This window comes from Paraburkholderia sp. GAS38 (assembly GCF_050434965.1).
GTDB classification, from domain to species: domain Bacteria; phylum Pseudomonadota; class Gammaproteobacteria; order Burkholderiales; family Burkholderiaceae; genus Paraburkholderia; species Paraburkholderia phenazinium_A.
In genome coordinates this window covers 131749-153281 of sequence record NZ_JBNDJO010000015.1, presented here as the reverse complement: position 1 = coordinate 153281, position 21533 = coordinate 131749, and the positions used below count along the sequence as shown (strand labels likewise).

Sequence of the window (21533 nt, the reverse complement as noted above, 5' to 3'; positions counted from 1 at the left end):
GCAACCTTGTTTGACACAATCAACTTCTAACGGAGACCCCGCTGCATGCCCCAAGGAATAGAAGCGACAAAGAAAGACATCCCCAGCAGCAAATGGCTGCTCTCCCTGGCCAAATTCTCCGCTGCTGGCGCGATCGTCTGCATCGTGAACATGGTCTTCCGTGGCAACCTGAACATGTCCGCTGGGACGGTGGAGTGGCAGTTCTCAGACGTGCTGCTGGTCTTTCTGATCGCAACCATTGTGAGTGTACCGACGGCTGTTCGTGATGCAGCCGGCGCGAGTGGTAAAGCTGCGCCGCTCAGTCCGAAGGCGCGTTACAGGATGATGGCTTTGCTGTTCGTCGTCGCGGTCATTCTTGCTGCGATCTTTAAGTGGTTCACACGATGAGATCGATTCTTGCCCGCCATGCTGGCAGTTGAGCATCGGAAAAGATCCGCATGATGCGATTCCGCAAGCCTATGATCGTCGCCTGTCTCATGGCGGCTCTCGTGTCGCCGCTGGCGCAGTCTTCGGCGCTCGCCAATCCGGTCGAACAGTTGGATATCGGGCGCCTCAAGATCGAGCAGCAGTCCGGCTCATACATCCAGTTCGATCTGAAAGACGGCAAGTCGATTCGTGTCGACGATCGCGGCGGTGCCTTTTGGCCACAGATCGCGACGGACAGTCACGGCAGGTTCTATATCGGCGACAAGATTCTCTCCGCTGACACAGGACGCCTCATCGCAGACGACCACAAGCTCGAGCGGGTGATCCTGGGCCCTCACTACCGGATCGAGTCTGACGTTTCGGGAAGGGCGTTTCACATCGCTGAAGGCAAAGAGACGTGCACGCTCACGCTGAAAAGCCTGGGGATCCAGACGAAAGATGCCCGCGCGCTCGAGTTGTTGAAGAACACGAGCATCCGCTTTGTCGATTCAAGCGGACCGCTGATCGGTCTGCTTACCTTCGTGGGCAATGAGCCATCGGACACCCGCTATCGGACGGTGAAGATTGAACCGGAGTCCTGCCGAATCGTGGCATCGACCGATCTGGGAAATCCCGACAACCTCGTCGAGCTTGGATGGTCCCCGCAAGGGCACTGGTGGATCGTGGGATCGACCGAGACCACGCTACTGCGTTCGAACGACGGCGCGCGTTGGTCGGTCGTGAAACTACCCGAACAGATCTCTGAACCCGTGAGTGCCTATGTGGCCGACGATCAGCATATCTGGCTTGCCGCGGTCGACAGCACGCTCGCGCTCGACGACGGCCCCTTGATCGTCCATTCCGAGGACGGCGGAAAGAGCTGGGCGCCGTTGAAGTGGGGCGATCCTCTCATCAAGGACATTCCGCCGTTCTGGCTGGAAGGGCAAATACGGGCACACGCGAAGGAGATGAATTAACGTAGCATGACCCAGCCCCGACAAACCATCACGCGAACTCATCTCATGCGACTTGCACTGGTATTTCTGGCAACGATGTTGCTGACCCGTTCGGCTTACTGTGCTGAATCGGCCACCTCGATCGAGAGCGGGGATCTCGGGCCCGTTCCTCAGGAAGTCGCCGCCAAGGTGACGGCCAACAAGTCATTCGGGGCCTTCAAAAGCCTGGCGTGCAAGATCAAGGGGAAAGCGGTTTCGCTCTCCACCGATCAATCAACGACAACATGGTTTGTCACGACCGCCGATGCCTGCGGTTGGGGCGCCGCCTTGGGACCGATATGGCTCGTCGAAGACAGGATAGGCCTGGGCGCGACGGTGATCCTCTCGACCGGCGGCTACGCCCTGTCACCTTCCGCGAAGTCTCACAACGGTTTGGCGGACGTGATCATTCTGGCGGGCACTGCGTCCGGCAACGCCTCGAAGCGTTACACCTTCGATGGAAAGTCTTATGGGCCACACGGCTTAGAGAAATGAGCGACGACATGCAAACGTTCTTCCTACGATTGGCAGCTTCCCTGTTCTCCCTCCTCGCATGCGCATCGTCGATTAGCGCTCACGCGGACCAACTGGCCTCAGTCAAGTACGTGGACTCGAGTCATTCCGTCGCGCTCATCGACGCGAACAACAGCGCCACGCAATGCGCACTTGACCGGCAAATCAAGAACATCTCGCCGCACCTGAACTGGAACAAGCAGGTCATTCTGCTTTCGGACGTCGATTACGTGAGCGTCGCCGACGTCCTCGCATGCCGCGGTGGGAAGGTCTCCGCCTCGCGGATTCCTGCCCGCGTGGGCTTTGTCGTCGACGTGAATCTCAAGAGGAATATTTACCTGTCCCTCGACGCAGTCAGCGCCGGTCCTCTCACCTTCGCGGCGACCGTGGCGCGACTCGGGAAGACGACTCCGCTTGCGGATTTCCAGGGTATGTATATGCCGGAGAAGCGCTTCGAAAAGATTCAGGAAGAGGGCTTTGACTACGACGATTCAATGCCCGGGCGAATCTCTCCTGATGGACGATACGTGAGCGCCAACGGATCAATGGACTGTACGGATGACTCGTACCCGGGCATCTGGGATCTGCAGACGAGGAAGAAAGTCGTGCGACCGGATGGTTGCGAGCAGCTATTTACCAACGGGGATGACTAGGGAAGCGAGCGTTCAATACAACGGATGTATTGAACCCCTCATTGGAGACCTGTGCCCAGCATCCCGCTGCCGAACTCAAAAGACTCACTCCCGCGCCATATCCCGCGTCATCAGAAACTCCCACGTATCGTTGGACCAGAGCGCAAAGCCATACCACGGACTCGATGGCGTTCTTGCCTGCAATGACGCATGGGGCGCCGCACACGTTGCATTGTCGCCATAGCCGACCAGCTCGGTCACGAGTGTCCCGGCATCGTGCAGCATGTCGTCGGGCGTTTGATTGGCGACATAGCTGGAATCACCGCTTTGCGTATACGCACGCAACACGGCTCGCCCGATCGAAGGCGCATACCAGAACACTTCCTTGCTGAATCCGGAAACCGAGCACGATGCATCGTCGCAATGTTGCGCGTGCAGCATCGCACTCGACGAGTGAGGATCGCTTTTGGTCCACGCAGTCGTCCGCTCGATCACGAACGTATCGAAGGTGCCCGCACCCACTTTCAGTTTCTGTGTCGCGCCGACCTGGCTTAGCGCGACTGCATGGTAGTGGTATTGCCATGACGCGTCGTGGCCGAGTTGCGAAGTCACGGTTTCGTCGAACTCGTCCGACCATCGCTTGTCCTTCACGACCGGAAAGTCCAGGAGTCTGCGCTGACCGTGGCGAGTGGCGTTGAGCGTGGAGTAGGTGTCGACCTGTTCGTCGATCTTGATCGGCGCACTACCGCCGCCGGCTTCGTAGCTCGCAATGTTGGATGTCACGCCTGTGAGCGTCATGGGCGTTACGCGCCCTGCGCCGATGCTGTAGCACCAGGTCGTGCCGGCGGCTGGGAGGTCTCGGGCTTGCGCGGGCAACGTAGCGGCCGCTGCGCTCGCGCATGGCGCATCGCACAGGCCCACTAGCACGACAGCACCGAATATCAGTTGCGCGAATCGTTGATGTTGTTTGAGAAGCATGAACCTGGAGGGCGTCATTGATCTGTCGGGCATCATGCCAGCAAAAAGATCGAATGAGAAATCCGGGTCATGACTTGATGCTCTATGCATCGCGAGATGCGTCGACGCACTTTATTCCGACCACCCGATCCGCTCAAAAATCGCCTTCAACTTCGCCCCCCGCGCGGCATTCAACATCACCGCCTGCGCAACCCGTCCCTGCAAGTGGGCGCGAAAATCCGCGTGACCCGCGCGGTTCTGCGAAGCGGCGCCATGTCGAACGCAGTTCGTCAGAATCGCCTTGAGCGTATCGAACTCGCTCCGTGCCAGGTTCGGATGCTGGTTCACCACAACCCCTGCCAGGTGCTGCCTGGCACCGCGCCGCATCACGCGTGTCTTGCGGAACTGGATCGAGAATCCCTCCTCAAGCGCAATCGCCGCGACACGAATCGACAGACGCTCGACGACCCGCGCCAGATCCTCATCACCTGAAAACGCCAGGTCGTCCGCATAGCGTGTGTAAGTGGCCCCGAGCGCACGTGCGAGACCCGCGAGCCGAAGGTCGAGCCGAAACGCGCAGAGATTGGCGAGCGCCGGCGACGTGGGCGCGCCTTGCGGTAAATGCCTCGTGCGATACCGCTGCCGCTCCTGCCATTCCATCTTGCCCCGCACATCCGCCGCCAGCAGACGCGCACTCGGCACCCGATTCGTACACACCGCAGTCAACGCCCGAGCGACCTCCTGCGGATATCCCAGCGTTCGCAACAACGCATGAACGCGCGGGGCATGCACGGACGCAAAGAAATCCGCAAGATCGAATCGAACCACTACGGCCTTACCCGCATGCGGCGCCGCATACGTCACGGTATTGCGGCCCTTGCGAAACCCATGCACGCAATCGTGCGGCGGCACCCGTTCAAGCAGACCATGAAGAATCTTGCGCTGCATGCTCCGCAAGCGCGACTTCGGCATTTCGATCAGCCGGCATCGGCCGTCGCGCTTTTCGATTGCCTTGTACGAATAGTGATGAAGCGGTGTGCCTGCACTCTGCGGCATGACACGCCAGCGATCCGCAAACCACTCGAGATCAGCCGGCTCTACTTCCAGCCAGGAAGCCAGATCGCCAAGCGTCGGCAACTGCGGCAGCGCGACCTCACGCAAACTCGGTGGCGGCGGTTGTTGCGTGGGAGGCCGGCGCAGCACCTGCGCGATCACAGGTCGTATATCGCTTTGCCAAGCGGCAACAAACCCCGCTGTGCCTGCAATAACCATCGACACTTCTTTACGATCGACACTATCCCAGCGCGCGCCGAAACGCTTCGCAACCTTGCGTGCCAATCCCCGCATCCATTCCGAACGACCGCCTAAACAACGGGTCATGCGCTCGACAATCGAGTCAGGTTCCGCCGGCCCGGCAAGCATGGCGTCGGCGATGGCGTAGGTAACGTGTTGGAGCGACGATAAGCGCATAGCGTTAGAGGAGGCGGGCCAGCGAGTCAACGCGTCTGGTGCTGCGTGAGCTGATTTGCGCACCGCGCAACGCGGGCTCATGCGACGAACTGCGGAGATCATGCTGATCCACGGGGTAGCCCCGTAGTGCCGGGAACATCGACTGCCTGTCCCTTGGCGAGCTTGACCCGCTGTCCCGCGAGCTGACGATAGTCGAGCGAGGAACCTGTGTCAATGCTTAGGGGTGTCGAGCAATTTCGGGATATCCTTTGACGCGCCAGCCAATCCGTCACTACACCTGCAACAATGAAATTCCTGTTTTCTTGCCTGCGCTCCGCGATCCTGAGTCTGTTCGGACTGATGTTTCTGCTGATCGGTGTGTTTGTCTTCCACGACGCAGTCACGCTGCTACAGGCGCGCAATTGGCCTGTGGTGGCCGCCCATCTGGACCGATGTACCGCTCAGCTTCGCTATAGCAAGAACGATGCATCGTGGCAGGTGACGGCAGACTTCAGTTACGGGGCGGGACTCGCGCAACACTTCGAAGATATCTGGTCGCCCGACGACTCGCCGACCTACACTCGCTCGCAAGTCGATCTCATGAGTGCGAGCGAAGCGTCGGCGCTCATCAAACGCTTCTGCGACCGGCAGGTAGCGGCTACCTTGCGCGTGTCGCCCAGCAATGCAACGCGGGCACGCAGAAGCGAGGCGGTCGATAACGGTGACTGGAAGGGGGACCTGGGTGGTGGTGTGGTTTGCGTGCTGATGGGAGTGGGGCTGGGCGCGCTCGCCTGGTCTTTGTTGCGCGGGAAACCGAAGGTCGTGGCCACGACGAGCGGCAACACGAGAGTCAAGGAACCCGCGCCGCGCACGCGTGCTTCACGGAAATAGGGAAGCGCGCATGAGGACGGCCGCAGGGGCGTTATTCCCGCTCGGGTATCTCCAGATCCAGTAACGCCGAGCTAAGCGACTTGCCATGCGCATCGAGCGCAAGGGAACGCGTCACACCACCACCTAGCGCATCTCTCAGAACAAAGTTCATCGCACTGATCAACGGCAATGTATAGCGCGTGACGTCACCGTGCACGACGTCGCTAAGGTGAGCCTTCACCCGTTCCTCAGTGACATGCATTAGCAAGTGGGCGTAGTCCCGCTCGTCGTAACAGATCACCGATACGTTCAGCGTATTGCCCTTATCCCCAGTTCGCGAATGCGCGAATTCTCGCAACTTCATCTCAAACCTCCACGATCTCGAACGTCGGCTTCACCTGGTCACGCGGCAGCAGAACCGATTGCACCGCCACAACCTCGCGCGTATTTTTAGTCACGCCGCCGCCGCCTGCGGGGCCGTTCGTATAAAGCGTTTCCACTTCGTTGCCGAGCCGAACCGCTTCAGCCTTCGACGCCGTCCTGCCGGTTACTCGTACTCGCACTTCATAGGGTTCCGCGCCGCCGCTGCTGCCGAGTGTCGATCCATACAGCGAATCCACGCCGATCAAATCGAAGCGCAACTCGCTGACATCCACGCCAGTGATCACCAGCCGCTCCCGCACAATCTCCAACGCGAGTCGTCCGCGTGCCACTGCGCCGGGTCCGCCATAGGAAATCTGTCCTTCGCCGATATACCCATCCACGTAAGCGACGGAGACCTTGAGCGTCGCCGTGCGCGCCGTGCCTCGTCCGCCGGACACCCGCACACGATCCTTCGCTTCCTCTGCGATTCGCACCTGCGTGAAGTCGGCCACGACATCGGGCTGCAGATAGCGCTGCGGATCGTGGATCTCGTAGAGCAGTTGTTCCTTGCAAGTCGCCGCCGTCACGAAACCACCCGCGTGCGGAACCTTGGTGATCACCACCGCGCCATCCTCTGCAACTTCAGCAATCGGAAAACCCAACCGCGCGAGACCGGCGACGTCCTTGAAGCCCGGATCGGCAAAGTATCCGCCGGTGATCTGTCCGGCACATTCCATCAGATGCCCGACTACGGTGGCTTGCCCGAGCCGTTCCCAATCGTCGAAGCTCCAACCGAACTCGTGAATCAACGGCGCGGTGAACAACGAAGGATCAGCAGCACGTCCGGTCAACACGACATCCGCACCCGCCTGCAGCGCCGCAACGATCGGTGCGGCACCAAGATAGGCATTGGCCGATACGATCCGCTCATCGAACGCGGCCACAAGATCACCGGATTCTTCAAAGCGGTAATCACCCTGCCGCACCACATCGAGCACATCGTCACCCGTCACTGCCGCGATCTTGAGACCGGCAAGCCCAAGCTCGCGAGCAATCGCCGCCGTCTTGCGCGCTGCGGCCAACGGATTCGCCGCCCCCATGTTGGAGACAATCCGCACACCATTGCGCTTCGCCACCGGCAACACCGCCCGCATCCGCGCTTCAAGCAGCGGGTCATACCCGCTCTCGGGATCAAGGCGGCGCGCCTGCTGCGCCAACGCAATGGTGCGCTCTGCCAGGCATTCGAAGACGAGATAGTCGAGCGCGCCGTGCATCGCGAGTTCTACTGCGGGCTCGATGCGGTCGCCCGAATAACCGGCGCCGGCACCGAGCCGGACCACACGAGGAGGATGCGCTGAATTCATCGCGGCTCAACCCGATCAAAGAGGAAAAATGCCCAGCACGACGCAAGCGATCGTCATCACGATCGACGCACCGAACAGGAGGGGAAAGGTGAATTTCTGGTGATCGGCCAGATCGATGCCGGTCAGCCCGCAGACGAGAAACGTCGCGGGCGTCAACGGACTGATCGGAAAACCGGTGGTCATCTGTCCCAGCAATGCCGCCTGACCGATCTTCACCGCCGGCACGCCGAGCTGACCGGCTACTTCTGCAATCACAGGCAGTACACCGAAGTAGAACGAGTCCGGGTCGAACAGCAGGCTCAGCGGCATCGACACGAGGCCGAGCACAACCGGAATATGCGAGGCCATCGTCGCCGGTACAAAACCCACGGCGGTTTGCGCCATCGTCTTGAGCATGCCGCTGCCCTGCATGACACCGGTGAACACGCCGGCGGCGAGCAGAATGCCCGCCATCATCAACGCAGCGCGGGCATGCGCATCGATGCGCTGGCGCTGCATGTCGACGTTCGGATAGTTCACCAGCAACGCCACGCACAGCCCCACCATGAACACGAGCGCGGGCGGCACTTTCTCACCCATCACCACCATCGATCCCAACACGATGACGGTCAGCACAATGTTGAACCAGAAGTTGCGCGGTCGGCGCAGCGCCTTTTGCTCCTCGGTGAGTTCGCGCTGCGGCATCGGAACGCTGCCCGCCGCGGCCGTTAGGCCTAACCGACGTTCCTCACGCCGACCCAGCCAGAACGCCATGCCGAAGACAAACACCAAACCGACGATCTGCACGGGAATCAGCGGATTGAAGAGCGCCGAGATCGGCAGATGCAGTGAAGCGGACGCGCGAATCATCGGCCCGGTCCACGGCAGAAAATTGATGCCGGCCGCCATCGACGCCGCCGCGGCCAGCACGCGCCGGTCCATGTTCAAACGGTCGTAAAGCGGCAGCATGGCGGGAATCGTCACCAGAAAGCACACCGCGCCGGAGCCGTCGAGGTGGATCAGCAACGCCAGCAGCGTCGTGCCCATCACGATGCGCGTCGGCCGCGTGCCGACGGTGCGCAGGATGCGGTCGATGATCGGGTCGAGCGTCCCCGCATCGGTGATCGTGCCGAAGTAGAGAATCGCGAACACGAACATGCCGACCACCGGCGCGAGGCTCTTCAGGCCGTCGATCACGAACTTGCTGGTTTGCAGCCCGAAGCCGCCGATCAGCGACGCGGCGATCGGCACGATGATCAGCGCGACGAGCGGCGACATCCGTTTGGAAAGGATCGCCGCAAGCAGGACGACGATGGTCAACAGACCCAATAGTGGCAGCACGTGTTCGTCTCCGATCTTGTCTTTTAGTGTCGACAAGCGTAGGTTCCACGCATGAATAGAGCAATTGAAATGATTTGATCGCAGCAATCACACTACGTAATGGATCTGAATCTCCGCGAAATCCGCGCTTTTATCGCAGTCGCCGAAGCCGGCAGCTTTACCCGGGCGGCGCTGCGGCTGCATTTGTCCCAACCGGCGCTGACGGTGCAGATTCGCCGGCTCGAGGAGACGCTGGGCGCGCGTCTTTTTGATCGCAACAGCCGCAACGTCGCGCTGACGCCGGTCGGCAGGGAACTGCTGCCGGTCCTGCAGAAATCGCTGCGGGAGATGGAGCATGTGCTGCTCGACGCCCGTGCGTTAAGCGACGGCTCGACGGGCACGGTGCGAATTGCCTGCTTGCCGTCGTTCGCGGCGAGCCTGCTGCCGGACCTCGTACGTGACTTTCGACAACAGGTGCCGGGCGCGGTCTTCGACATTCGCGATGTGGTGGCGAGCGTCGTCAATCGGCTTGTCCGCAGCGAAGAGGCCGATCTGGGGCTCACCGGCGGCGAGGTGGTCGACCCGTCGCTCGAGGTGCTTCATGCGGGCGAGGACCGGCTTTGCGTCGTGTGCCCCGTCGACCATCCGCTCGCAAGGAAACGCCGCATCACGCTGGAAAACCTGGTGGGGTACCCACTGGTGCTCACCGCTGCGGGCACGAGCGTGCGGGCAGTCGTCGACGCAGCATTCGAGCAGGCTGGCGTGGCGCCCGTCCTCACTTGCGAACCCATGTACATGATGACCGCCGTCGCGATGGTGCGTGCCGGTTTAGGCCTGACGATACTGCCCGGCTCGTCGCGTGAGATTCATGCCGAGCCGAGCGTGGTGGCGCGCGTCATCGACGATCCCCGTTTCGTACGGCGCATTGCGCTGATCAAGAAGCGAGGCAGAACCTTGCCGCCGGTGACGGAAGCGTTCGTGACTGCGCTTGCGCCCGCGCTCGAAGGCACGAGGAAAGGCAAGGGCAAGTAGCGAGTTATCCACACGCGCATCTGGACAACTCCGGGATAAAGCCTCTAACTTCCTGTGGGCCGAACTTTGATAAAACGTCGAGCCGTTCATGCGCGTCAAAAGTTGTCCCTGGCTCAAGACGGCTGTGCACGAACGGCACCTAGGGTTATCGAATCCGTAGAGCCTTGATCCGTCAATGAAGATCGGAGTTATCCACAGAAAGAGGCGACCCTTGTTAACTATTACTACGTATATATATGTATACAGTGAAAGACAAAGACAGGGCCCGCACTACGCTGCGGCCAGAGCGCGCAAATGCTTGGCAAGACGCTAACGAGCTCTTCAAAACAAAGACCTCAGACCAACGGTAGGCAGATCTCCGTCACCAACTCAGACGGGGCCGTGTCTTTAGGGTTGTTCAGATACTCTTCGAAGACCGGCGCATCGGCGGCCTCCCGTCCCGACTGCACCAGCCATTCCCCATATAGCCATTGGTAGGCGCCGGCCATGTCGGCGTAGGGTCCTTTGTGTCGTAACACCGCGTACGGCCCACCGCGCACCACCGTCAATGCAACCGGTGCAGCTACCTCAACCGTCCGTGCCAACACCACCCCCGCCTTCGAGCGCAACGCAGCCTCAGCGACCACGCCCGGATCGTCGTAGTAGATGCCCACCATCCGCATCTCAGGCGACAGCAGGTCGCGTGCAGCCAGCCATCCCACCAGCGCATCGAACGCCTTGCCGATCTGCATATACGAGCCCGTGTGATCGAGCGTCACAACCTGCATGGCGGGGACTTCCCGAATCTCCACTTCGCGCGTCGTCATTTGATCGTCTCCTGATAACGCCGGCTTGAACCGGCTATGTGTACCCTGCTTGCGATACTGCGCCGGCGGCATGCCGAACACCGCCCGAAAAGTCCGCGAAAACGACTGCAAACTGCTGTATCCCGAGCGTTCCGCGATCTCTGCAATCGGCATCGAACCATTCGCCAGATAGCCCGCCGCCCGATGCAGACGCAACCTGCGCACCGTCGACGCCACGGTTTCGCCGTGCATCGCCTGATAGATCCGGTGCCAGTGATACGGCGACAGGCAGGCGATTTGCGCGAGCCGCTCGATATCGAGCGGTTCATCGAGGTGATCGTAAATATGCTCGAGCACGCGGTTCAGGCGTGTTTCGTAGCGCTCCCGGTGACTGAGATCGTTCATGTGCGTGAGGTCCTGTGCGTCAGGAATAGAGCAACGCAGTGCAAGAGGTGAGTGCGAACAAAAGTACCACGCCTTGATTTACCAAATCCTGCGGACTTGACCCGAACGGCCCAATCAAAATTCTCCTGAATTGGCATTGCAGTGCAACAAAGTCAGGGCAATAGCGTGAAAACAGGCAATATCTCGCCCCACCCCGAACTTTGCCGATTTTCGATAACGCCTCGATTAATGGCTTACTACCATCGGCTGACGCCTGCCCGCTCGCGCGCCGCGCCTTCCACGGCGGCTCGTAGCACCACAAGCGGCTAAACCAGGGAGCGTCGAATGAAAGCAGAGTCGAAAAGTCAGCACGTAGGACAGGTTACGCATCACGAGTTGAAGCAGACGCTCGGCACGTGGCAACTGTGGGGGATTGCTGTCGGACTCGTCATCTCGGGCGAGTATTTCGGCTGGAGCTATGGCTGGGCGAGCGCCGGCACGCTGGGTTTCGTCTTCACGGCGATCTTCATCGCCGCGATGTACACCACCTTCATTTTCAGCTTCACCGAACTCACCACTTCGATCCCGCAAGCCGGCGGCCCCTTCGCGTACGCACGCCGCGCCTTCGGCCCGACGGGCGGCTATCTGGCGGGCGCCGCGACGCTGGTCGAATTCGTGTTTGCACCGCCGGCCATTGCGCTTGCCATCGGCGCGTATCTGCATGTTCAGTTTCCCGGTCTCGAACCGAAGCACGCGGCGATGGGCGCGTATCTGGTCTTTATGGCGTTGAATATCGTGGGCGTGCAGATCGCGGCGGCCTTCGAGTTGTGCGTGACGGTACTCGCGATCTTCGAACTGCTGGTGTTCATGGGCGTGGTGTCGCCGGGCTTCGAGTGGGCCAACTTCACCAAGGGTGGCTGGTCCGGGGCGGATACCTTCAGCATGGGTTCGTTCCACGGCATGTTTGCGGCCATTCCGTTTGCGATCTGGTTTTTCCTCGCCATCGAAGGCGTGGCGATGGCCGCCGAAGAAGCGAAAAACCCAAAGCGTTCGATTCCGATTGCCTACGTCACCGGTATTCTGACGCTCGTTGCACTGGCGATCGGCGTGATGGTGTTCGCCGGGGCGGCAGGCGACTGGACCAAGCTTTCCAACATCAACGACCCGCTGCCGCAAGCGATGAAGTTCATCGTCGGCGAACACAGCGGCTGGATGCACATGCTCGTGTGGCTCGGCCTGTTCGGCCTCGTCGCGTCGTTTCACGGCATCATCCTCGGCTATTCGCGCCAGATTTTCGCGCTGGCCCGCGCCGGCTACCTGCCGGAGTGGCTCTCCAAGGTGCATCCGCGCTTCAAGACGCCGCATCGCGCGATTCTCGCCGGCGGCGTGATCGGCATTGCCGCGATCTACAGCGACGAGCTGATCCAGTTCGCCGGCCAGACCTTGACGGCAAACATCGTGACGATGTCCGTGTTTGGGGCTATCGTGATGTATATCATCAGCATGCTGGCGCTGTTCAAGCTGCGCCGCACCGAGCCGAACATGGAGCGGCCGTTCCGCGCGCCGCTGTTCCCGTTCTTTCCGGCATTCGCGCTGGTGGCCGCGGTGATTTCGCTGGGCACGATGGTGTATTTCAACTTTCTCGTTGCCGTCGTGTTCGCGGCCTTTCTGGCGTTGGGCTATGTCTACTTCCTGCTGACGCGTCACCAGCGCGAAGTCGCCCCGGCGGATGCGTTGCTCGAAGATTGACGGATCAAGCCGCTGCGTGAGCCGCGGCGACGGAGTCGTGAAGATGAGCTATACGGAGATCATCGGCAGTCGCACCTACCGGTTTGCCGATCTGAAAACGCTGCTGGCGAAGGCGAGCCCGCTGCGTTCGGGCGACCAGCTCGCGGGCGTCGCGGCGGCCAGCGAGGAAGAGCGCGTGGCGGCCAAGATGGCGCTCGCGCAGGTGCCCCTGCGGACCTTCCTCAACGAGGCGTTGATTCCGTACGAAAGCGACGAAGTCACGCGGCTGGTGATCGACGACCACTCGCCCGAGGCCTTCGCCGAAATCGCCCATCTGACGGTGGGCGATTTTCGCAACTGGCTGCTCAGCAGCGAGACGGATGCCGCGGCGCTCACCCGGATCACAGCGGGCCTGACGCCGGAGATGGTGGCGGCGGTCTCGAAGCTGATGCGCAACCAGGATCTGATTGCGGCGGCGCGCAAGCGGCCGGTGATCACGCGGTTTCGCAATACGGTGGGCTTGCCGGGTCATATGTCGGTGCGTCTGCAACCGAATCATCCCACTGACGACGTCAAAGGCATCGCCGCCTCGATGCTCGACGGCCTGATGTACGGCTGCGGCGACGCGATGATCGGCATCAACCCCGCCACCGACAGCCTCGCGGCGATCACCACGCTCCTGCTGATGATCGACGACTTCCGGCAGCGTTACCAGGTGCCGACGCAATCGTGCGTGCTGACTCACGTGACCAACACGATTGCCGCGATCAACAAAGGCGCGCCGGTCGATCTGGTGTTCCAGTCGATCGCCGGTACGGAAAAAGCCAACGCCGGTTTCGGCATCTCGCTGGCGCTGCTGCAGGAAGCGTATGAAGCGGCGCTGTCGCTCAAGCGCGGCACCGTCGGCAACAACGTGATGTATTTCGAAACCGGACAGGGCAGTGCGCTCTCGGCCAACGCGCATCACGGCGTCGACCAGCAGACTTGCGAAGTGCGCGCGTACGCGGTGGCGCGCAAGTTCAATCCGTTCCTCGTCAATACGGTGGTCGGCTTCATCGGCCCGGAGTATCTGTACGACGGCAAGCAGATCACGCGCGCCGGTCTCGAAGATCACTTCTGCGGCAAGCTGCTCGGCGTGCCGATGGGCTGCGACATCTGCTACACGAATCATGCGGAAGCGGATCAGGACGATATGGATAACCTGTTGACGCTGCTAGGCGTCGCGGGCATCAACTTCATCATGGGCGTGCCCGGTGCGGACGACGTCATGCTGAACTATCAGAGCACGTCGTTCCACGATGCGCTGTATGTGCGCGACGTGCTGGGCCTGCGGCGAGCGCCCGAATTCGAAGAATGGCTGGAGTCCATGCAGATCGCGGACGCGCGCGGCGTCCTGCTCAACGGCGCGACGCGGCAGCCCTTGCTGGAAGGCGCGCGCGAATGGATGGGGATCGCATGAGCAAGGACCTGCTCGAGAAGAATCCATGGAGCGCGTTGCGGCAGTTCACCAACGCGCGCATTGCCTTGGGCCGCGCCGGCAACAGCCTGCCGACCGAGCCGCTGCTGGCGTTCAATCTGTCGCATGCGCAAGCTCGGGATGCGGTGCATCAACCGCTCGATGCGGACTCGCTGCACGAGCAGTTACGCGCCAGCGGCTTCACGACGCTCGATGTCCATAGCGCGGCGCCCGACCGGCAGCATTATTTGCGGCGTCCCGACCTGGGGCGGCGTTTGGCGGACGAGAGTCGCGAGGTGCTTGCCCTGGCGCAGGCCGGCACCGAGTCGCCGGATGTGGTGTTCGTGATCGCCGACGGCTTATCGGCGTTCGCTGCCGCGAAGCAGTCCATTCCGCTAATCCAGGCGGTGTGCCCGAAACTCACGGATTGGAAGATCGGCCCGGTCGTGGTCGCGCGGCAAGCGCGGGTGGCGCTGGGCGACGAGATTGGCGAGCTGTTGCGTACCAGGCTGGTGGTGATGTTGATTGGTGAGCGTCCGGGCTTGAGCTCGCCGGATAGCCTCGGCATCTATCTGACCTATGCACCCAAAGCGGGCTGTAGCGATGCGCAGCGCAACTGCATTTCGAACGTGCGGCCGGAGGGGTTGAGCTATGCAGGCGCGGCGCACAAGCTGCACTATCTGCTGACGCACGCGCGTCGCCTGGGTCTCACCGGAGTGGGGTTGAAAGACGATAGCGATGCGTTGCTGGAAGCGGCGCCGCAGACGCCCGCAGTCAGCGGCACAGCAGCGGCGGAGTAACGCGAAACCAGATTCAAACGAACCGCCCGTTCATGCATCCGCGCGCTCGACCGGATGCGTTTCCAGCCACGCATTCTCATCGTCTTCAAAGAGTCGCGAGCGCGTCAGAAACCTGAGCCCTGTCGGCCGCTCCAGCGAAAACATGCCGCCATTGCCCGGCACGGCGTCGATGATCAACTGCGTGTGCTGCCAGTATTCGAATTGCGATTCGCTCATATAAAACGGCACGCCCGCAATCGTGCCGAGCTTGACGTCCGATGAACCGACCATAAAGTCGCCGAGCGGAAAACACATCGGCGCGCTGCCGTCGCAGCATCCGCCCGACTGATGAAACAGCATCTGCCCATGTTCGGCGCGTAACTTCCCGATCAATTCCGCCGCCGCCGGCGTCACGATCACGCGTTCCACTTCCTTGCCAGCCATGACGATTCCTCACCTGAAAAGAGAGCGAGCCGCACGAGGCGGCCCGCCGCCCATCTGGAACGTCTGGCGCTGAAGAAGACGCCGGGCCGCCCCAAGTTTTCTTGACCCCCTCGGGAGACCTGGCGCGGAGCGCCAGGTTTGGGGGCATCAGAAGAAGCCGAGCGGCTTCTGGCTGTAGCTGACGAGGAGATTCTTGGTCTGCTGATAGTGGTCGAGCATCATCTTGTGATTCTCGCGGCCAATGCCCGACTGCTTGTAGCCGCCGAACGCCGCATGCGCCGGATACGCGTGATAGCAATTGGTCCACACGCGGCCCGCCTGAATGCCGCGTCCCATGCGGTAGGCAAGCGTGCCGTCGCGCGTCCAGACGCCGGCGCCGAGACCATACAACGTGTCGTTGGCGATTTCGAGCGCTTCGTCTTCGGTCTTGAAGGTCGTCACCGACACCACCGGTCCGAAGATTTCTTCCTGGAAAATGCGCATCTTGTTGTTGCCGCGGAACACGGTGGGTTTCACGTAGTAGCCCTTGCTCAGCTCACCGCCGAGCGTGTTGCGCTCGCCGCCGATCAGGCATTGCGCGCCTTCCTGCTTGCCGAGATCGATATACGAGAGGATCTTCTCGAGTTGCTCCTGCGAGGCTTGCGCGCCGATCATGGTCTTGCTGTCGAGCGGGTGGCCTTGCGTGATCGCAGCGACGCGTTTGAGCGCGCGTTCCATGAAGCGGTCGTAGATCTTCTCGTCGACCAGCACGCGTGACGGACAGGTACAGACTTCACCCTGATTCAGCGCGAACATCGCGAAGCCTTCGAGTGCCTTGTCGAAGTAGCTGTCGTCGTGGTCCATCACGTCGGCGAAGAAAATGTTCGGGCTCTTGCCGCCGAGTTCGAGCGTCACCGGAATGATGTTCTGGCTCGCGTACTGCATGATCAGGCGACCAGTGGTCGTTTCACCCGTGAAGGCGATCTTGGCGATGCGCTTGTTCGAGGCGAGCGGTTTGCCGGCTTCCAGACCAAAGCCGTTCACAACGTTGATCACGCCGGCCGGCAGCAGATCCTGAATCAGTTCGAGCAGCACCAGGATCGAAGCGGGTGTCTGCTCTGCCGGCTTCAGCACGACGCAATTGCCGGCGGCCAGTGCCGGTGCGAGCTTCCATACGGCCATCAGGATCGGGAAGTTCCACGGAATGATTTGTCCCACGACGCCTAGCGGTTCGTGGAAGTGGTACGCCACGGTGTCGTCGTCGATCTCGGAGATCGAGCCTTCCTGGGCGCGTACGCAACCGGCGAAGTAGCGAATGTGATCGATCGCGAGCGGGATATCCGCCGCCATCGTTTCGCGCAGTGGCTTGCCGTTGTCGATCGTCTCGGCGACGGCAAGCTTCTGCAGGTTCGCTTCCATCCGGTCGGCAATGCGGTTCAGGATGTTGGCGCGATCGGTGGTCGAGGTTTTGCCCCACGCCGTTTTGGCGCGATGCGCGGCGTCGAGTGCGAGTTCGATATCGGCTTCGCGCGAACGTGGAATCGAGGTGAACGGCTCACCGGTGATGGGCGAGATGTTGTCGAAGTACTCGCCGCCAACCGGCTTGACCCATTCACCGCCGATAAAATTCGCATACTGCTTTTTGTACGGGAATTCGGTGGTCAGAAACTGCATCTCAGCGTGATTCATCTGTCTGCTCCTCACATGTTCGAATGGTGAAAACCCGGCGCGGTGATCCGCTTGCCGCCCGTCGCATACGCCAGAAACGTGCCAATGCACACGATTGGGGAGTCATGCTGGCCCAGTGGGCACAATCGCGCTGCGTCGCGGCCCGCACTGTTCAGGGTGTTCATGACGGCGCGTGCTGTTTCTGAGCACGGTGTGCATGGGATGTTCAGGAAGTGAGCAACTGGCGGTCCGCCTTTGCTCGACCGCTGCCCAGGCGAGTTCGGCACAAGACTTGCGTTCGGCTTCCACCTCCTGCGTGCTCCGCTTCCTGGCAGATCCGGTATGACCATAGAGTTCTCCTGCATTGACGCTGATCCGCTTGCTGCAGACGCGGTATCGGCGCAAGCGCCATTCGCTGCATCGGGTTTTCGTGTGCAGACCTGCGTCGCGCACGATGCCGACGAACAGGCGCGCAACCTGCACGGCTGGAGCCAGACCTACGATCAACTGACGACAGGCCGTTTCGTCGGCACCATTACGGAGTTGCCGCTCGATCACATGCAGGTGTTCTGCGAAACCACCAGCCACACGCTGCGGCAAACCTGCGAGGTCCAATCGGACGCGTACTGGTTCGGCATTCCGACGTATCGCGAGCCAGGCGGCGATGCAACCGGCGAACACGCCCTCGGACGAACCGGACGCGTCGATGCCAGCGTGATCGCGGACGACGCGCTGGCGTGCCGGCCGGGTGGCATCGAATTCGAGTTGATCACGCCGGAGGGATTCGAGATTTTCGGCGTCGTGGTGAAGGGTGAGGTACTGCGCCGCTATGCGGCCGAGGTCGAGCAGCTCGCGCTCGCCGAGCATCTGCCCAACACCGAAGTCATGCGGATTGGCCTCGCGCGCAAGGAGCAGTTGTGCGCCTCGTTGCGGCAGATGCTCGATGAGAGCGCGTCGAATACGGTGCCTTTGTCCGCGTTGGCGCGCGATAACCTGCAGGCGTCCGTGCTGGCCTCGTTATTCGATCTGGGTTCGCTCACGTCGTGCGAACCCGTAGCGATTCCAACGCGGCCGCGCCGTCGATGGATCGTGTCCGAAGCACGCGAGTATGTGCTCGCCAATCGCGAGCGCGCAGTGAATGTACCCGAGTTGTGCGAACGGCTGCATGTGAGCCGGCGCACGTTGCAGTATTGCTTTCAGGATGTGCTCGGGATGGCGCCGGCCGCTTATCTGCGGATCATCCGGTTGAATGGTGCGCGCCGCGACCTGTGCGGCGCGTTGAGTGACCCGCGGCCGGTTCAGGACGTCGCCGCGGCCTGGGGTTTCTGGCACCTTAGCCAGTTCGCCACCGACTACCGCAAGCTGTTCGGTGTGCGGCCTTCGGAGACCTTGAAGGCGGCGATGAGCGGACGGGACGCGCCACTCGTTCGCGCCGTTCACGACAGCGTACTTACTTGCGCAACAACCTGAGACCGTTGCCCACCACCAGCAGGCTCGCGCCTGCATCGGCGAACACGGCCATCCACATCGTTCCGTAGCCCATCAGCGTGAGCGCCAGGAACACGGCTTTCACGCCGAGCGCCAACGTAATGTTCTGCACCAGTACCGAATGCGTCGCCTGCGAGAGGCGGATGAACAGCGGGATCTTGCGCAGGTCGTCGTCCATCAGGGCGACGTCGGCCGTTTCGATGGCGGTGTCGGTGCCCATCGCGCCCATCGCAAAGCCGATGTCGGCGCGCGCGAGCGCCGGCGCATCGTTGATGCCGTCGCCGACCATCCCGACCGTCGCACCTTGTGCGGCCAACCCTTCCACCGCCTTGAGCTTGTCTTCCGGCAACTGGTCGCCGTGCGCCCGGTCGATGCCGACCTGCTCGGCAATCGCTGCCGCCGTGTGCGGGTTGTCGCCGGTCAGCATGGCCGTCTGCACACCCAGCGTGTGAAGATCGGCGATGGCGGCGCGGCTGCTGTCTTTCACCGTGTCGGCGACGGCGAATAGTCCTAGCACGCGCTCGGCGTCCATCAGCATGACGACGGTCTTGCCCTGGCGCTCGAGCGTCTCGAGCCGGGCTTCGAGCTCCGCCGAACAGCGTCCGAGTTCATGCACCAGCCGGTGGTTGCCGAGCAGATACGGCATGCCGTCGATGGTGCCGCTGACGCCGCGTCCCAGGATGGCTTCGAACGCTTCTACGGGCGAGGAGACGATGCCGTCCGCTTTGGCCGCGTTCGCAATCGCCTGGGACACCGGATGATCGGAGCGGCCTGCGAGGCTCGCGGCAAGTCTGCGGCAGCGGCTGGGTTCGAGATCCGCGCGCAGTTCGAAGTCCGTCTGAACCGGTTTGCCGTGGGTGATCGTGCCGGTCTTGTCGAGCGCGAGCCACTTCAGCTTGCGACCCTGCTCGAGGTACGCGCCGCCCTTGATCAGGATGCCCTGGCGCGCGGCCGCGGCGAGGCCGCTCACGATCGTCACAGGGGTGGAGATCACCAGCGCGCACGGGCAGGCGATCACCAGCATCACCAGCGCCTTGTAGACCCAGTAGTGCCACACGCCGCCGAACAGCAGCGGCGGGACCACGGCGACGGCCAGCGCGATGGCGAACACGATCGGCGTATAGACGCGGGCAAACTGGTCGACGAAGCGCTGCGTCGGCGCCTTGGCGCCCTGGGCCTCTTCGACGGCGTGGATGATGCGCGCGAGCGTGGTGTTGCTGGCGGCAGCGGTCACGCGGTAGTCGAATGAGCCGGCCTGGTTGATCGTGCCGGCGAAGACGGCGTCGCCCTCGGTCTTGTCGACGGGCAGGCTTTCGCCGGTGATCGGCGCCTGGTTCACGCTGGAGCGCCCCGCGACGATCTCGCCGTCGAGGCCAATGCGCTCACCCGGCTTCACGCGCACGATCTGGCCGGCGCCGACCGATTTGATGTCCACGGCTCGCCAGTTGCCGTCGGGCTGTTGCACGGTGGCCTGCTCGGGCGTCAGTTGCATCAGGCCCTTGATGGCGTTGCGGGCACGGTCGAGCGATTTGGCTTCGATCAGCTCCGCGATCGTGAACAGCACCATCACCATGGCCGCTTCCGGCCATTGGCGCAGGACCAGCGCGCCGGTGACGGCAATGCTCATCAGCGCGTTGATGTTGAGGTTGCCGTTGCGGATCGCGAGCCAGCCTTTTTTGTAGGTGGTGAGGCCGCAGGAAACCACGGCGACGATCGCGAGCGCCGCCGCGAGCCAGCTCGGCGCGCCGAGCCAACTGGCGGCCTCGGAGCCGACGGCTGCGGCGCCGGCCAGCGCGAGCGGCCACCAGGGCTTGGGCGGTGCAGCCGGGACGCCTGTGAGCGGCGTGGCGGCGTCGGCCAGTTGAGGATCGAAATCGAGCGAGCGCAGGCTCGCCAGGATCGAACCCAGGGCGTCCGGCGCATGCACGACGGTGAGTACGCGCTGCATCAGGTTGAAGTCGAGGCTCCGCACGTACGGCATGCGGCCGAGCTTCTTGCGGATCAGCGCCTCTTCGGTCGGGCAGTCCATCTGCATGATGCGGATCGAGGTGCGCACGTTGTCGCCGATGGTTTCCGGTCCCGCGAGCTTGGCGAGAACGGGTGGAGCGGCGGTGCAGCAGGCGTCGGTGTGGGCATGAGCGTGGTCGTGGTCGTGGCCATGCTTGTGGCCGTCGCCATGGTCATGGTCATGGCCGTGGTCATGCCCTGTATGAGCGTGCTCGTGATGTCCGGCATGCGCATGGTCGTGCGGCTGACTGCCCTCATGTTTATGCCTATCCACACGCACATCGCCCGAAACCCTTTCTGGGTGGGCATGAGCGCACGATTCACCGGGCTCGTGACGGTGTGTTTCGGCGGGGCTGGCGTTAGGCATGGTGGCTTCCTGGCTAGATTTGTGGTCTAGTAAACACCTTGAAGCCACTACAAGGTCAAGGACGCAATCGGGAGGCTCCATGAAAATCGGCGAACTCGCGAAGATTGCCCACTGCACTACCGAAACCATCCGCTTTTACGAAAAAGAGGGCCTGTTGCCCGAAGCGGACCGTACGGAAGCCAATTACCGCAGCTACACGGCGCGGCACGTCGAACGCCTGCGTTTTATCCGCAATTGCCGGGCGCTCGACATGACTCACGACGAGATCCGCGCCCTGCTGCGCCTGACCGACGCCCCGGCCGACGGCTGCGGCGCGATCAACACGCTGATCGACGAGCATATTGCGCACGTCGATACGCGGATCGACGAGCTCAAGCAACTCAAGGCGCAATTGACCACGCTGCGCGAGCAATGTCAGACCGAACAGGCGGTCGAGGATTGCGGCATCGTCCATGGCCTCACCGACATGGAAGTGAGCGCACCCCGTTCCCGGCATACCCATCTGGGTTGAGCGGGCATCGCCCCGCCGCGCCGAATTTATCGCCCTGCCGCCTCTGCGCTCAGCGCTG

At 62.0% G+C, this 21533-nt stretch carries 21 protein-coding genes; 11 read left to right on the top strand and 10 right to left on the bottom strand.

Annotation, left to right across the window (positions count from 1 at the left end; all coding sequences use genetic code 11):
* Positions 1-45 precede the first annotated feature (45 nt).
* The 4 genes from P3T42_RS29555 (at position 46) to P3T42_RS29540 (ending at position 2566) form a co-directional block, all read left to right on the top strand.
* On the top strand, positions 46-387 hold the full coding sequence (locus P3T42_RS29555) for a hypothetical protein (RefSeq protein WP_074301154.1): 342 nt from the start codon (positions 46-48) through the stop codon (positions 385-387).
* 101 nt (positions 388-488) lie between these two features.
* The gene (locus P3T42_RS29550; RefSeq protein ID WP_429308042.1) at positions 489-1382 is read left to right on the top strand and encodes a WD40/YVTN/BNR-like repeat-containing protein; all 894 of its coding nucleotides are present in this window, start codon (positions 489-491) and stop codon (positions 1380-1382) included.
* Positions 1383-1427: 45 nt separating this feature from the next.
* A complete protein-coding gene (locus tag P3T42_RS29545) occupies positions 1428-1895 on the top strand; it encodes a hypothetical protein (RefSeq protein WP_429308041.1) in 468 nt (155 codons plus the stop codon).
* The gene (locus P3T42_RS29540) at positions 1892-2566 is read left to right on the top strand and encodes a hypothetical protein (RefSeq protein WP_429308040.1); all 675 of its coding nucleotides are present in this window, start codon (positions 1892-1894) and stop codon (positions 2564-2566) included. Before P3T42_RS29545 ends, P3T42_RS29540 begins: the two co-directional genes overlap by 4 nt.
* An 84-nt stretch (positions 2567-2650) precedes the next feature.
* Here P3T42_RS29540 and P3T42_RS29535 read toward each other — a convergent pair whose 3' ends face one another.
* The gene (locus P3T42_RS29535) at positions 2651-3523 is read right to left on the bottom strand and encodes a hypothetical protein (RefSeq protein ID WP_143788500.1); all 873 of its coding nucleotides are present in this window, start codon (positions 3521-3523) and stop codon (positions 2651-2653) included.
* 111 nt (positions 3524-3634) lie between these two features.
* Positions 3635-4972, bottom strand: coding sequence for a reverse transcriptase family protein (locus P3T42_RS29530; protein WP_429308039.1), 1338 nt, complete (start codon positions 4970-4972; stop codon positions 3635-3637).
* Positions 4973-5257: 285 nt separating this feature from the next.
* Between P3T42_RS29530 and P3T42_RS29525 the strand changes: the two genes are divergently transcribed.
* Positions 5258-5842 carry a DUF3592 domain-containing protein gene (locus P3T42_RS29525; RefSeq protein ID WP_429308038.1) on the top strand — a complete coding sequence of 195 codons (585 nt, stop codon included), beginning with the start codon at positions 5258-5260 and terminating at the stop codon, positions 5840-5842.
* A 31-nt stretch (positions 5843-5873) separates the two neighbouring features.
* Here P3T42_RS29525 and P3T42_RS29520 read toward each other — a convergent pair whose 3' ends face one another.
* The 3 genes from P3T42_RS29520 to P3T42_RS29510 are packed head-to-tail and all read right to left on the bottom strand — an operon-like array spanning position 5874 to position 8868.
* A complete protein-coding gene (locus P3T42_RS29520; RefSeq protein WP_074301147.1) occupies positions 5874-6185 on the bottom strand; it encodes an AtuA-related protein in 312 nt (103 codons plus the stop codon).
* Position 6186: 1 nt separating this feature from the next.
* A complete protein-coding gene (locus P3T42_RS29515; protein WP_429308037.1) occupies positions 6187-7548 on the bottom strand; it encodes an acyclic terpene utilization AtuA family protein in 1362 nt (453 codons plus the stop codon).
* Between the two features lie 15 nt (positions 7549-7563).
* Positions 7564-8868: a CitMHS family transporter gene (locus P3T42_RS29510; RefSeq protein WP_429308094.1), complete on the bottom strand. Its 1305-nt coding sequence runs from the start codon at positions 8866-8868 to the stop codon at positions 7564-7566.
* Between the two features lie 99 nt (positions 8869-8967).
* Here P3T42_RS29510 and P3T42_RS29505 point away from each other — a divergent pair, with 99 nt between their 5' ends.
* Positions 8968-9879, top strand: coding sequence for a LysR family transcriptional regulator (locus P3T42_RS29505; RefSeq protein WP_429308036.1), 912 nt, complete (start codon positions 8968-8970; stop codon positions 9877-9879).
* Between the two features lie 335 nt (positions 9880-10214).
* Here P3T42_RS29505 and P3T42_RS29500 read toward each other — a convergent pair whose 3' ends face one another.
* Entirely contained in the window at positions 10215-11069 is an 855-nt protein-coding gene (locus P3T42_RS29500; protein WP_429308035.1) for an AraC family transcriptional regulator, read from the bottom strand.
* A 324-nt stretch (positions 11070-11393) separates the two neighbouring features.
* On the opposite strand from P3T42_RS29500, the gene eat reads away from it, so the two are divergent.
* Genes eat through eutC form a run of 3 tightly spaced genes read left to right on the top strand, consistent with a single transcriptional unit; the run spans position 11394 to position 15032 of the window.
* A complete protein-coding gene (gene eat, locus P3T42_RS29495) occupies positions 11394-12797 on the top strand; it encodes an ethanolamine permease (RefSeq protein ID WP_074301143.1) in 1404 nt (467 codons plus the stop codon).
* A gap of 43 nt (positions 12798-12840) precedes the next feature.
* The gene (locus P3T42_RS29490; RefSeq protein WP_074301142.1) at positions 12841-14235 is read left to right on the top strand and encodes an ethanolamine ammonia-lyase subunit EutB; all 1395 of its coding nucleotides are present in this window, start codon (positions 12841-12843) and stop codon (positions 14233-14235) included.
* Positions 14232-15032 (top strand): ethanolamine ammonia-lyase subunit EutC, encoded by an 801-nt coding sequence (eutC, locus tag P3T42_RS29485; protein WP_429308034.1) that lies wholly within the window; start codon positions 14232-14234, stop codon positions 15030-15032. The genes P3T42_RS29490 and eutC overlap by 4 nt, the downstream gene beginning before the upstream one ends.
* A gap of 30 nt (positions 15033-15062) precedes the next feature.
* On the opposite strand, the gene P3T42_RS29480 is transcribed toward eutC, so the two are convergent.
* The 3 genes from P3T42_RS29480 to P3T42_RS29470 all read right to left on the bottom strand — a co-directional run bounded on the left by P3T42_RS29480 (position 15063) and on the right by P3T42_RS29470 (position 17287).
* Complete coding sequence (locus tag P3T42_RS29480; protein WP_429308033.1) at positions 15063-15455, bottom strand: DUF779 domain-containing protein; 393 nt, start codon at positions 15453-15455, stop codon at positions 15063-15065.
* 147 nt (positions 15456-15602) lie between these two features.
* Positions 15603-17123: an aldehyde dehydrogenase gene (adh, locus tag P3T42_RS29475; protein WP_429308032.1), complete on the bottom strand. Its 1521-nt coding sequence runs from the start codon at positions 17121-17123 to the stop codon at positions 15603-15605.
* 11 nt (positions 17124-17134) lie between these two features.
* Positions 17135-17287: a hypothetical protein gene (locus P3T42_RS29470; protein ID WP_429308031.1), complete on the bottom strand. Its 153-nt coding sequence runs from the start codon at positions 17285-17287 to the stop codon at positions 17135-17137.
* A gap of 157 nt (positions 17288-17444) precedes the next feature.
* Here P3T42_RS29470 and P3T42_RS29465 point away from each other — a divergent pair, with 157 nt between their 5' ends.
* Positions 17445-18572, top strand: coding sequence for a helix-turn-helix domain-containing protein (locus tag P3T42_RS29465; RefSeq protein WP_429308030.1), 1128 nt, complete (start codon positions 17445-17447; stop codon positions 18570-18572).
* Here P3T42_RS29465 and P3T42_RS29460 read toward each other — a convergent pair.
* Positions 18553-20964 carry a heavy metal translocating P-type ATPase gene (locus P3T42_RS29460; RefSeq protein ID WP_429308029.1) on the bottom strand — a complete coding sequence of 804 codons (2412 nt, stop codon included), beginning with the start codon at positions 20962-20964 and terminating at the stop codon, positions 18553-18555. The genes P3T42_RS29465 and P3T42_RS29460 overlap by 20 nt on opposite strands.
* A 79-nt stretch (positions 20965-21043) precedes the next feature.
* Here P3T42_RS29460 and cadR point away from each other — a divergent pair, with 79 nt between their 5' ends.
* Positions 21044-21475: a Cd(II)/Pb(II)-responsive transcriptional regulator gene (gene cadR / locus P3T42_RS29455; RefSeq protein ID WP_074301137.1), complete on the top strand. Its 432-nt coding sequence runs from the start codon at positions 21044-21046 to the stop codon at positions 21473-21475.
* The last annotated feature ends 58 nt before the right edge of the window (positions 21476-21533 follow it).